We start from the raw sequence: 12,961 nt of genomic DNA, 5'->3' as shown, positions 1-12,961 counted from the left end.
GTGTATTCCTATTTGAGGTATTAAAAAATCACTTAATTTGCATATTGTACAAATCAAGTGATTCCTCATTGTTTAATCCGTATCATTATTTTCAATTCTTTATTCAGATACTTTTTTGAACGCTCTTTCATATGTATACATCCCACTCTCGCAGGATGCCGGTAATCCTTATGCTACTTCCAGAAACTGCTCCAGAAATCTCCTCGCATAAGCCTCATACCGAAGTCTTTTTCCTTCTGCATCATCATGCCAAGTTTCCGGATCAAACTGAAGTTCTACAGCTATATCACGCAAAACTTCCAGACCGTACTTCTCCATCATCTCAGCAAGAAATGTGCAGCAGCGTTCAAATTCCTTATTCAAAGCTTCCCTCCTTCCTTAGTCGCTTCTGCATCTTTTCAAAATAATACCGATAATTTTTTTCTTGATGATACAGCCTCGCTACGGAAAAGGCAATATTTTTGATTCAAAAAAAATCTACTTACATATTTCCGGACTTTCTTTCACTTATCACTTCGTAAACTTTATTCACTTCTACATTCAGCTTTCTCATATATGCCACCAGTTGTTCTTTATCCGTCTCTGAATATAAAACGGAATTATTATTATGTACAATCTGGTTAATATTCGTACCAATATGATTTACTTCATTGATAAGCTCCCTCAATAAAATCCTCATCTCCGGATAATCAATAGGTTTCTGCGAAATCATAAACCTCAGATACTCCGACTCTGACATATTCATCTTTTCTGCTTTTTCTGCCAGTTCTGCGGCCACCTCCGGACTCAATCGAAACTTCTTTACAAGACTTAATCTGCCCTGGGACATACTATTGCCTCCCCATAGTCCTGTTCAAAATTCATATTGAAAATTTCTCATGGTGTCTTCTGCTAGATACGCATTTTGTATATCCATTGCAAAATGCATCTAGTTAAGGGCAAAATTCCCTAAAACCCCAGATATTTATATAGGTGCGTCACTTTTTGACTCACTTTTCGGAAAAGTACTCCACTTTTTGACTCACTTTTTGAAAAGGTGCTCCATTTTTTGACTCACCTATTTCCCTGTATCGTTACTTATTTTTCTTTTTTGTTTTCCTTTCCGGCAACTCCGGATACATCTCTTCTACCATTATCTGCAACGCATCTTTATCATCCAAAATTGTTACCGGCAACATAAGTTTTGCACCTTCATACGGTGGTTCTGGTAGACTGTCCGGCATATACTTCTTACTTGCCTCTGTAATCTTTACCAAAAAACCATTTCCATAAATTCCGCCAAATATCCGTTCTTTATAGTAAAAATATATCCGCCCATCATAGGAATATTTCGTATGTCTCCCAAATCAGATAGTTGGTCCATTATATAATCTGCAAGTTCTTTATTATTTGACATAATTACCTATTCCCTTTTCAATGTCTGTACTCTCATTGTTACATTTTCACTAAATTCTTCATCTGAAAACTTCGGGTCTCTGGTATCAAACCATATCTTACAAGGCACATCACTACATTCTCCACAGTTTTGCATACATTTACTGTTTCTAACACAGTCATAAATCGGACAAGCTTTTCCTTCCGGTGCATGAAACACTTTTCCCTCACACGAATTGCAGCCATTACACATTTTACCGAAACAATAACACACACTACAATCCATACCACAGACACTTATATTTTCTCTCATTGTTTCTCATCCTTTCCTTCTTATCAGAATTTGAAACTATTTTACTATAAATTAATAAGAAACAGCTTGTATATTTTCGACATCTTTTAACGCAATAGTTCTCGCCTCATGTATATCCATAGAATGATACCTTTTAAATTCCCGCAATAAATGAGATTGGTCTGTATATCCATATTTATGAACTGCACTTAGCACATCAAAATCCGGCTCACATAAAATATCTCTCCACAAAAACTGATACCGTATCAAATTGCTTAACTTCTTAGGCGTAATACCAATATATTCATGAAATAATCGTTCCAACTGTCTTGTACTTACAAAAGCCTCCTTTGCTAATTTTGATACATCCATAGAACCTTTATTTGTCAAAATGTTATGTATCGCACCGTTAACAACTGTATTTTCTTTCACATCGGATAATCTTTTCAGTAATACTTGCTCTGTAAAAGAAGCCTTTTCCTGTATGGACTTTAGTTCCAACAGTTTAGGGCGGATAATCTTGTCCAGCCATTCAAATTTTGATCCCACATCAAAATAGCTATTTATGGAAGATTTCAAAGAGTCATCGGCAAATGCATATGCACTCCACGCATAAAAACGAATAGCAAATGTCGATGCCATGTGCCCAATAGTTCCGTTGCTATTTGTGTGGAAACTGCAATCATTTATTCCGCAGAATCCACCTGTTACCACATTATCGGTATAATCTATATGGTAAATAATATCCACGCAAGTATCCGGGATTACCAATTTCGGTGAGTCATTGTTTTCGATTTGTATAAGTGGATTTTCTGATCCCCAATAACATCTGATATAAGAACGCAACTCTTTACAAGGGGTCAACTCTGTATAAGCAATATTTCTTTTAAGCGGAGTTGCCGTTAATGGATGGTAAATTATTCTATTATTCATATCCAGTAGCTCCTGTTGTTTAACAATCTGTTGCACAATTATAATACACACACCATGATATATTCTTCATCGTTTTCATCAACAATCTCAAATCCAACGTTTTTATACATCTTCAAAGCATAGTTTTCCTTCTGTACTGCTAAAGAAGTTTTCTTATATCCCCTGCTTTTCAACTCTGTAAGCATTTGTTTCATCATTGCTGTTCCGATACCATGTCTGCGATATTCTTTATATAGAGATATGGCAAAGGACGGAACACCATCTTCCACATGTCCATAGTCATCCATGATGCGAACCCAAACTGCTCCAACTATTTTCCCTTCTACTTCTGCAACAAAACAAATATCATCTTTCTGTGTTCCAAAATCCTGCACATAAACCTGTAATTCCGGTGCATTAATAATCTCTCTCAGTGGTGCTTCCACTCCCTCAGGAATAAAAATTGCCTCATACAAAAAGTCGTTCATCAACTTATATTCATTGCCATTTATTTTTCTAATATTTATATTCATATTCTTCCTCCAATCAATTTGCATTACTGATCAGATGTCATTCCACACATATGCGTATCTCCCTTTAATTCAACTCATTCCACACATCCACATAATCCTGCGGTCCGCCCGGACGCATGGCAAAGCTTATATAGTTCACCGGTTCTTCCCATGCAAATCTTGCCAAACATCCTGCATCGTCCGGCTCCTCCAACACAACCTGTGCTTCTGCCTTATCGCAGTCAATCACAAGTTTCTTTCCATCCATATCTGTCATAACCACCACATTTCTCTTAGCATTGTAAAAATACAAATTGTATTTCATAAAATTTTTCTTTTCTTCCTAAATATCAAATAAATTCATTTGATTATCTATAAGCGATTTTACTTTTCTTTCCTTAATAACATCTGTATCATCTATTTCGCCAAATAATAAAGGAGATTTTGGATTGTGCATACCAAAATTCTTTTCTACTGTGTTTGAACTATAATTTGCATAACAATACAGACATCCATTTTTACATGTATTATAAGCCCCTATATCAATACTTGCCACGCATCCACATTCTGCTCTTTGATTTGTATCTTTATCAACATTAAGTTTAAATTCACCAATTCTCTCTATTCGTTCCCTATCAATACAATGGGCGTGTTCAACCCCTATATTATGAAAATCTCCAATTTCAGCACAAGTATCAATATATAAACCATGCTCCTTTGCTATTTCTACAAATCTTTGTAATAATTCTACTTGCATTTCATATGTATCTTTGACAATATTTAAGGTCTTTACATTTCGTTCTGTATTTCTATACAAATCCATAAAACTCACAGTACACTTCTCTGTATAATCAGCCAATTTTGAGGCTAACACTTCAAAATACTTACAGTGGTACTCCATTGAGTACTGCCCATTAAAGAATATCGGATCATATCTCCATATAACTTTTTCTTTTCCGATTTCTTTGGATAACTTTTGAAATGTCGGAATAATAATTTTATTTTTTGATGGTAAATTTCTTTCAACATCTGGACCATATGCACTCAAAGTAAATTGAAAATAATATGTATAATCTTTAATTTGCTCTAAATATGGCAACATCGGCGTTGGATTTTTTGTCCAAAATACGATTGCATCAACAACATCTGGAGATAAATCTATCTTACTTACCTGATGTATATTCATCGGATTTCTAACCAATACATATTTCTCTTTTAATCTATTAACCAACCATTCCGAGTAGTAAGACGGTATATCTGTACGTCTACTTGCACTAATTATCATCAAATCACCTCCTACTATAACACTTCAATTAAAAGCTGTGCACTTGAACACTCTTCCCACGGCTGATATATAGAAAGTCCATCAGGAATATTATACAAAATTTTATTTGATTCGTGTTTTATACCATATCTCTGAAATTCATTTTTAATATTGTAATCAAAATAATATCCTTGACTGTTTTCTGTAAAACCCTTGCCATCTAACTTTTCAACCAATTTCTGAAAATTTTCGCGCCCTCTATTATTACTATTTACGTCGTTAATAAGAACTACTAGTGGTTTTCCTTGTTCCTTATGTAAAATTATATTCTGAACCAATTTTTCAAAAAAACTCTCTATTTCACCTATTTGCCCTGTATTATAAAAATGTGAAATAACATATTGCAATACAATAACATTTGCATTAGAAATGTTGTATTCTTCTGTCACAGCATCCAAATATTTAAATTGAGTTTTTCTTAAAGTTTTTGTTCTATATAGTTTAATTTGCTCATGAATCGGTCTCCACTTTTCATTAACATCTATACCGATATAACTTACAGATTTATCATATGATTTTTCATGACAATATTGTTCAAATGCCATCAAATCCGGACATCCACCACAACCAATGGACAAGACATGGTAATCATCAATTTCTTCGAGCGCCTGACTTTTTCTCATCAAATACAAAAGTTCAGAAGTATATTTAGCAGAATAATCGCATACATAAAAATTAAGCATCCTATTGCAGTCGTAATCCTTTTTTCCATTTGGCTATTTACTGGGAAAATGTACCTCCTCCAAACATTTTTTGCAGTTACCTTCACATTCTCCTGGGCAACCATTTTGATGATCACATACTAAACAATCTGTTTGCTTGTACTGCTTGTGGCAGTATCCTATTATTGTTTTTATCAATGCTTTTTTCCTTAATTTAGATATTTCTTCTTCTGTTAATCGAGAATTATAGAAATCAACTTGCATACTACTATCATTTTCTTCACCACACAAAGGACAAATATCATATTCTCTTTCACGCATTCCTTCTAGTTGTTGTTCAACCCTTTGCTTGTATATATGGTGACATGAGTCACATACTTTTAAAAAATTTGTTTCTTCATACTCTGTCAATTTACCATTTTCATTAAAAGCAAGCATATTATCTCCTCCTTTGCATGACCAATTTTTGTATCATAATTTCTTGATGTCTAAACCATCCCAAAATGCTCCAGCGCATCCTTTATCGCTTTTTCCTTCTCTTCCGGACACTGAGGTTGTCTGCTATCCTCCGACTTAGGCAAGTTATAATTCTCCCCAACCTCTATTCCACATTTTCTTTTTACCTGTGAAATATACAGATTAGAAACCTTCAACCCATGCTTTTTCAAGACATAATCCTTAATCTCCGCATAAGTCGCCTTACTCTCTGCGGTCGTCACATCCAGTTCGTCCAACTCCAATTCCACCTCAACATAATCATCCGCTTTTTGTTGGGACAAAAGAACAACCGTCTCCACATGCCCGGTATTCACAAACTGATCCACTGCACATGCCTTTTTCACATAATATCCATGCTCCTGCAAAGTCATAAGATCTCTTGCGAGGGAGGTTGGCTTGCAGCTGATATAGACGATCTCATCTACACCGTAGTTGATGATCTTAAGGAGCGCCTTTGGATTGATGCCATCTCTCGGTGGATCGAGGATGATAAGATCCGGTTTTTCCTCAATCGTGTCGATGACCTTTAAGACATCGCCTGCGATGAATTCGCAGTTATCAAGTCCATTGCTCTTTGCATTTTCTCTTGCAGCTTCGACTGCTTCTTCCACGATCTCGACACCAATAACCTTGGATGCAACCGGGGATAACATCTGTGCGATCGTTCCGGTTCCGCTGTATAAGTCGAAGATCAGCTTGTCCTTGGTATCTCCGGCATATTCACGGGCTTTGCTGTACAGTCGTTCCGCACTCTTTGTATTTGTCTGGAAAAATGAGAACGGCGAGATCTGGAAATGCAGTCCCAGCACCTCTTCCTCGATATAATCTCTTCCGTATAACAGCGTTACCTTCTCCGGCACAACAGCATCCGCCAGAGAATCATTTGCCGTATGGAGAATACCAACGATCGTTCCGTCAAGCGGAAGTGCCAGAAGCCCTTCTACATATGCATTCAGATCCAGATTCTCTAATCCGTCCGTGCTGGTTACAAGATTTACCAGAAGTCCGCCATTTGTCTTGGACTGGCGAAGCACCAGATGACGAAGCAGTCCTACATGCTGCATTTTCTTATGATAAGACAGTCCATTCGCCCTTGCGAATTCCATCGTATAAGAAACGATCCTGTTATAATCTTCGCTTACGATCACGCAATTACAGACAGGAACGATATCATACATGCTGTTTTTCTTATGAAGCCCCAGCACCAACGGGCCATCCTTATATTCGTCGCCAAATGAATACTCCATCTTATTCCGGTATGCAGTTGTAACAGGCGAGCCGATGATGCCCTCCCAGTCATATGGATGTGCCTCTGAATCGATCACACCATCTAACAGCTTCTTCACCTGTCCTGCCTTTAATTCCAACTGATGCTCATAGCTCATGGTCTGGTATGCACAGCCGCCGCAAATGCCAAACTGTGGACATGGTGGTACTGCATCTTCGATCTCGGAGCGTTCCAGCACATCCAACAGACGTGCTTCTGCCTTATCCTTCCGCACCTTGGATACCATACAGGACACCTTTTGTCCGGGCAGTGCTCCCTTCACGATCACTTTTTTGCCATCCAGTTCAAAGCTTCCCTTATTTGGGAAATCATAGTCTTTTATAACACCTTCTATAATCTCTCGTTTCTTCACAGCCGACCTCTTTCTTGTCTCTAATAATCTCTACTCTTCCCGGTCGCCCCACATATCTTCAAATATGCTGCGCATCCGACGTTTCGGTTTCAGTTCATTTTCTGCAAAAAATGGTGTTCCATGCTGATCAAATTCCAGCAGCATGTATTTGCCATTCATGCCATCACGCGGATATGCCAGACTGCCCGGATTTACGATATAAGCACCGCCATATCGTTCCAGATTCTGGACATGCGTGTGTCCATACATCACAATATCGTAACCATCATATTTGACCAGCTCCTGTAAGCGGTCCGTTCCATAATGGACACTGTATCGGTGTCCGTGCGTGATAAATACCTTATACCGGCCGATCATGAATTCCTCCTGCATCGGAAGATCGGAATCCCAGTCGTTATTCCCGGCAACCATGTGTATCGGACAGGTTACGTTATCATAAATATATTCTTCATCTCCGCAGACATCTCCCAAATGGATAAACATATCGATGTCACCCACCGTATCTAAGACATCCCGAATCGTATTGGTTCTTCCATGTGTATCACTAATTATCAGTATTCTCATTTATAACTTCCTTTATCAAACGAAGTGCGTTTCCTCTGTGGCTGATCGTATTCTTTTCTTCCGGTGACAACTCTGCTGTGGACTTACCATACTCCGGCAGGAAGAAAATAGGATCATAGCCAAATCCATTCTCGCCGCGTTCTTCGTATCCAATGATTCCTTCGATCGTGCCACGTCTGGTAATGGTCTTTCCATCCGGAAATGCAGCCGCGATCGCGCATACGAATCTTGCTGTACGCTTCTCATCCGGTACACCGGCAAGCTTGTCAATGATCGCTTTATTCTTGATCCGGTATGAAGTATCTTCACCCATAAATCTTGCAGAGTAGATTCCCGGTGCTTTATCGAGATAGTCTACCTCCAGACCGGAATCATCTGCAAGCACCAGACAGTTTGTCTTCTTACGGATCGCCTCTGCCTTGATGATGGCATTTTCTTCAAATGTTTTTCCATCTTCTACGATGTCAGCCTGAATTCCGGCTTCCTTCATCGACAGGATCTCATATCCACAATCCGCAAGGATCATGCGGATTTCTTTCATCTTATTCTCATTACCCGTAGCAAAAATCAATTTCTTCATCTTGTCTTCTCCTTTTCTATTCAATCCCCCACATCCGTGAAGGCTTTCAAACAGACATTACAGTCATTCTCCAGCTCCGCACTCGACCACTTCGTGCCATACAGGCTGATATAGCCCTCGCCATCCGTGATATCGAAGTTCGCCGTTTTCTCATCATTATTATATTCGATTGCGATCGGCATTGTGGAATCCTGTGTGTTCACATGCACAACCACCGCAAATTTCCGATCATCCGGAAGCGGTACTGCCTCATTTAGATTGATCGTATAATAACCCTCGTACTGCATTTCACCGGATGCCACCTTTGTCCGCTGCTGCAAGTCGGATACATCGGTAAAATCCGTCACAACATACACATCATATGTCGTTTTCGGGCCTGTTGCATAAAAAGAAACTGCCTTTAATGTCTCGTTCTTTCCAGTCGTATAGACATTTGCAAAATAGGCCTCCGGCCTGTCATCAAATCCCATCGTTCCGACCTCGCCCATCAGATCTGACTGATAGATCTTGTCGTAGTTGTCACTATTTCCAAGCTTCGTATATACTACGCTGTTCATACCGATATTGGTATCATAATAAGAGATATAAAAGAATCCCTCGTCACCAAAATCCTGCCCCCAGCTATTCTTGCAGATAAATGCGCCATCTCCCGCCGGTTCTGTATTAAAATATTCCTTCGGATAGTTGTCATCCCAGCCAACGATCACTACGTCATGATTCGGCGTCTGATCTCCATCATAATAATAGGAACTACGGTTTCTGTTATAGTAATAAGAACTACTCGTTGCATTCTTCATATCACAGTAGATAACCGTTTCCACACCGCCATATTTGTATACGGATGATTTGATCGCCTCGTAATTCTTGTCCTTCAGGATGATGGCTTCTTCCAGATGCTTTACCGCCGACAATCCATTTACCGTCTGGTTATCACCATACGGATCATCTTCCTCAAGCACCGGTCCCTGCCATGCTGCAAGATAGGCTATACTCATATAATATTCGCCACCGTCAAATGGGCTGACATTAAAGCTGTTATTCATTGCCATATGATCAACAGAAAACACCAGATTTTCAGCCGGACGGATCGTACTTTCCAGTGCCGCAAGTGATGCAAATGCCCAGCAGGTTCCATAGATACCCTGATCTCTTACAAGAGATACACGATCATGTTCTCTCATGTCATATGCAGCCGGAAGCTTTTCTTCCTCGGCAATCTTTTTTAACACCGCAGCATTTGTCTCCAGATTGATATTACAGCTGTAGTTTAATGCCTCGCAGATCTCATTCACCGGCACATAGATGATATCATCCTTTTTCTCCGGCTTGTCGATTGCCTGTATTGCATTTCCATTGATATTTACCACATCCGAATCACCATAAACTTTAACAAGGCTGTCACCTTTTGCCAGTGTGATCGTTCCGTTTTCATATACATTTACCAGACAATCCAGTTTATCGGTAAATGCTGCGATTGGGATCATCAACTGTAACCGATCACTGAAATATGCCTGATATTCCGCCTCTGTGATCTTATTGTCATTGATATATAACGTAACACCCTTTTCATTTGCACTTGTTACGATCTCTTTCATCATTGCCTCGGCCGCAGCCTCCGAACCGTCGGTCTTTTCCACGCTCACATCCGGATGCCGGAAGAAGCCCAGATAGAGCAATACACTCAAGATTGCAACTGCTACCGCTATCAAAAACTTTTTCAATTTGGTCTCACTTTCTCTTTGGCGGCTTCGGTCCCATGAACTGATAGAAATATGATTTGATCATACCATTGTAGATCTTACGATTCTTATCCGCCTTTCTTCCTATATATTTCTCCGCCTCACTGTATGACGTGATCAGGAACATCGACCAGTCATCCAGTCGTCTGAAGCTTTCCCCGATCGTCTTATATAATTCAGGAAGATCCTCCCGATCCTCGAGACGTTCACCATATGGCGGATTCGTGATGATAAAGCCATATTTTTTCGGATGCCTGAGATCCTTTACATCTCTCTGTTGGAAATGGATATGTTCATCCACTCCCGCTGCTCTGGCATTCTCCATCGCACACTTCACCATTTCATTATCCAGATCGTAGCCCTGAATATTCATCTTCACATCATGGTCGATCATGTCATTTGCTTCATCGATCGCATTGTACCACATCTTCTTATCTCCGACCTTCGCCCACTCGGAAGCCAGGAAATCCCGATCGATGCCCGGTGCGATCCTTGCTCCGATCATAGCAGCCTCGATTGGAAATGTTCCGCTTCCACAGAATGGGTCGACCAGTACACGATCCTTGTTCCACGGTGTCAGCATGATCAGTGCCGATGCCAGGGTTTCTGATATCGGGGCCTTACCAACCAGCTTTCTGTAGCCACGTTTATGAAGAGATACTCCTGATGTATCTAACCCTATTGTAACAATATCCTTAAATATAAATACACGAACCGGATATTCTGCTCCATCTTCCGTGAACCATGATACATGGTAGGTCTGTTTCAAACGCTCTACCATAGCTTTCTTCACGATGGACTGGATATCAGATGGGCTGAACAGTGCGCTCTTATTTGATGTAGCCTTGGATACCCAGAATTTTGCATCACGGGTCAGATACCGCTCCCATGGAATACTCTTGGTTCCTTCAAATAATTCATCAAATGTTACAGCCTTAAAGCTTCCGCACTTGATCATGATACGTTCAGCTGTACGAATAAACATATTTGCTCTTGCAACCGCATCTTCTTCTCCTGCAAATGTAATTCTTCCGTCTTCTACCTGAACGATCTCATATCCAAGATCCAGGATTTCTTTTTTCAATACTGACTCCAATCCAAAATGACATGGAGCGATCAATTCGATTCTGCTCATATACTTCCTTTCAATCACAAGTGCCAGATTCAGACATTTCTGTCCAAATCCAGCACTCCTTTTCTCTTATATCTTTGTTTCTGATTTTATTTTCTGCGTTTATTTATAACAACGATTCCGGCAAGCCCCAGTGAAATGATCATACCTGCAACTGCTGTCTTCATAGCAAAATCATCTCCTGTCTTTACTCCGGTGTTCTTCTGGTCATCCGGCTTATCGGCATCTGTTTTCTCTGTTGTTTGGTCCTCCGTTGATACAACTTCTTCGGATTCTGTTGTCACATCTTCCGTTTCATCCTGAGTATCATCCGTTGACTCTGTCGTTACATCTTCCGTTGTATCATCGGTACTATCTTCTGTCGTAGTTGTAGCTTCCGTTGTATCCTCTGTCGTTGCATCTGTAGAAGCTTCCGTTGTCACGTCTTCTGTTGTCACATTTTCTGTTGTTCCACCATCCGGGACAGACATTTTAACCGTTACTTTTGTTGCTCCCGATGCATAATAATTTGCTGTTTCCTTATATCTGACGTAATAATCACCGGCAGAAATGCCTGTGATCGTATTTGCTGTGATCGGCTTCCATACATTCTGGTCAACGGAATATTCCATGGATATATCAACATTTTTAATGGAACCGTCCTTTTTCCCTTTTGCACTTTCATTTTCTGTCGTAAGACCGGTTGGTGCTGTCTGTGGTGCTTTATCGATCGTATAATTCTTTACGGTTTCTCCGTGATAAGTCTTACCCTTTGCTGTTATTTTTACATTTGCTGTTCCTGCATTGATATTATCTGTAAATGTACAGGTATAATCCGTTCCTTCTGTCAGATCTCTTCCATCGTATGTGACAGTCACTGTTGGCTCTTTTGCTTTTCCATCATATACATAAGAAGTCGGGGCAATGGATACAGAAACTGTCGCATCTGTCAGCCGGCGATAACGAAGCTCTACGCTTCTCGCCTTTGTGCCTGTTTCATCTAATATCGTATTATAGGAATTCGGCTGTCCATCCAATGTGTATCCAGCCGGAAGAAATTCCTCAATACCGCCCACAGCTTCATCTAATGAAAGCAACCCATAATTGCTTAGTCCGCTTGGCGAATTTGTAATCTTATAAACAGATGTCTGATCCATCTGCAGCTTTTCAAGCCACCATTCTGTAAATGCTGCACCATCATGTTGCTGTTCTATATTACTGTTTACCAGTTTAATGCCACCCTTTGCATACCATCCAAGCTGCGTAAGATCTGCTCTCACATTTTCAAATGTTAATGTATGTTCATTCCCTGTCGCTGCATTCCTTATATAGCCACTATATTCTCCATTTTCTATCACAAGCGAACCCATGATATCGAAATGAACAGCCTTTAACTCCTTCTTATTCAGATCAATCGTAAGATTCTTATTCCCAGCATCAATATATGTTGATGTACTCTCACAATTATATAGAAGCTTCAGTATATCACCGTTTCCGGCAGCCGCCGCTGCATCTTCTAGTTTAGAATAAGTGCCCTTTGCTGTTCCACTTGCATCCTCTACCTCGATGCATTCTACCGGATCATTACAATCCACACAGGCTCCATCCTTCACCTGTGAATGTTCACATGCCGCCTGTGTCTCTGCCAGTCCATTTGCCCCTGCAAATGCTGCTACAGCAAAAAAACCTGCCGCAATGATCGTTCCTAAAATTCTTTTTCTCATTTACCCTATATCCTTTCTTTTCTAAAAAA

17 protein-coding genes are annotated in these 12,961 nt (G+C 39.9%); all 17 read right to left on the bottom strand.

Going from position 1 to position 12,961, the window contains the following annotated elements; genetic code table 11:
- Positions 1-168: 168 nt before the first annotated feature.
- Positions 169-363, bottom strand: a complete 195-nt coding sequence (locus DXB77_RS00415; RefSeq protein ID WP_118662422.1) for a hypothetical protein — start codon at positions 361-363, stop codon at positions 169-171.
- 118 nt (positions 364-481) lie between these two features.
- Positions 482-829, bottom strand: a complete 348-nt coding sequence (locus DXB77_RS00410) for a MobC family plasmid mobilization relaxosome protein (RefSeq protein WP_118662421.1) — start codon at positions 827-829, stop codon at positions 482-484.
- A gap of 244 nt (positions 830-1,073) precedes the next feature.
- Entirely contained in the window at positions 1,074-1,256 is a 183-nt protein-coding gene (locus tag DXB77_RS13160) for a hypothetical protein (RefSeq protein WP_243100115.1), read from the bottom strand.
- Positions 1,250-1,396, bottom strand: coding sequence for a hypothetical protein (locus DXB77_RS13155; RefSeq protein WP_243100114.1), 147 nt, complete (start codon positions 1,394-1,396; stop codon positions 1,250-1,252). The genes DXB77_RS13160 and DXB77_RS13155 overlap by 7 nt, the downstream gene beginning before the upstream one ends.
- A 6-nt stretch (positions 1,397-1,402) precedes the next feature.
- The gene (locus DXB77_RS00400; protein WP_118662420.1) at positions 1,403-1,687 is read right to left on the bottom strand and encodes a hypothetical protein; all 285 of its coding nucleotides are present in this window, start codon (positions 1,685-1,687) and stop codon (positions 1,403-1,405) included.
- 51 nt (positions 1,688-1,738) lie between these two features.
- Complete coding sequence (locus DXB77_RS00395; protein WP_118662419.1) at positions 1,739-2,599, bottom strand: helix-turn-helix domain-containing protein; 861 nt, start codon at positions 2,597-2,599, stop codon at positions 1,739-1,741.
- A gap of 38 nt (positions 2,600-2,637) precedes the next feature.
- On the bottom strand, positions 2,638-3,111 hold the full coding sequence (locus tag DXB77_RS00390) for a GNAT family N-acetyltransferase (RefSeq protein ID WP_118662418.1): 474 nt from the start codon (positions 3,109-3,111) through the stop codon (positions 2,638-2,640).
- Positions 3,112-3,175: 64 nt separating this feature from the next.
- Positions 3,176-3,415 (bottom strand): hypothetical protein, encoded by a 240-nt coding sequence (locus tag DXB77_RS00385; protein ID WP_118662417.1) that lies wholly within the window; start codon positions 3,413-3,415, stop codon positions 3,176-3,178.
- Between the two features lie 18 nt (positions 3,416-3,433).
- Positions 3,434-4,375 carry a DUF1848 domain-containing protein gene (locus DXB77_RS00380; protein ID WP_118662416.1) on the bottom strand — a complete coding sequence of 314 codons (942 nt, stop codon included), beginning with the start codon at positions 4,373-4,375 and terminating at the stop codon, positions 3,434-3,436.
- Between the two features lie 14 nt (positions 4,376-4,389).
- On the bottom strand, positions 4,390-5,097 hold the full coding sequence (locus DXB77_RS00375; protein WP_118662415.1) for a hypothetical protein: 708 nt from the start codon (positions 5,095-5,097) through the stop codon (positions 4,390-4,392).
- Positions 5,098-5,130: 33 nt separating this feature from the next.
- Positions 5,131-5,514, bottom strand: coding sequence for a hypothetical protein (locus DXB77_RS00370; RefSeq protein WP_118662414.1), 384 nt, complete (start codon positions 5,512-5,514; stop codon positions 5,131-5,133).
- 50 nt (positions 5,515-5,564) lie between these two features.
- Positions 5,565-7,214: a 23S rRNA (uracil(1939)-C(5))-methyltransferase RlmD gene (rlmD, locus tag DXB77_RS00365; protein WP_118662413.1), complete on the bottom strand. Its 1,650-nt coding sequence runs from the start codon at positions 7,212-7,214 to the stop codon at positions 5,565-5,567.
- Positions 7,215-7,244: 30 nt separating this feature from the next.
- The gene (locus DXB77_RS00360) at positions 7,245-7,778 is read right to left on the bottom strand and encodes a metallophosphoesterase (RefSeq protein WP_118662412.1); all 534 of its coding nucleotides are present in this window, start codon (positions 7,776-7,778) and stop codon (positions 7,245-7,247) included.
- Complete coding sequence (locus tag DXB77_RS00355) at positions 7,759-8,358, bottom strand: XTP/dITP diphosphatase (RefSeq protein WP_118662411.1); 600 nt, start codon at positions 8,356-8,358, stop codon at positions 7,759-7,761. Before DXB77_RS00355 ends, DXB77_RS00360 begins: the two co-directional genes overlap by 20 nt.
- A 20-nt stretch (positions 8,359-8,378) precedes the next feature.
- Complete coding sequence (locus tag DXB77_RS00350; protein ID WP_182439410.1) at positions 8,379-10,079, bottom strand: lectin like domain-containing protein; 1,701 nt, start codon at positions 10,077-10,079, stop codon at positions 8,379-8,381.
- 7 nt (positions 10,080-10,086) lie between these two features.
- A complete protein-coding gene (locus DXB77_RS00345; RefSeq protein WP_118615342.1) occupies positions 10,087-11,232 on the bottom strand; it encodes a class I SAM-dependent RNA methyltransferase in 1,146 nt (381 codons plus the stop codon).
- 86 nt (positions 11,233-11,318) lie between these two features.
- Positions 11,319-12,932 carry a hypothetical protein gene (locus DXB77_RS00340; protein WP_118662410.1) on the bottom strand — a complete coding sequence of 538 codons (1,614 nt, stop codon included), beginning with the start codon at positions 12,930-12,932 and terminating at the stop codon, positions 11,319-11,321.
- Between the last annotated feature and the right edge of the window lie 29 nt (positions 12,933-12,961).

Origin of the sequence: Clostridium sp. OM05-9 (genome assembly GCF_003481465.1) — a bacterium.
GTDB classification, from domain to species: Bacteria; Bacillota; Clostridia; order Lachnospirales; family Lachnospiraceae; genus Coprococcus; species Coprococcus ammoniilyticus.
This window is presented reverse-complemented; position numbering and strand designations above follow the sequence as displayed.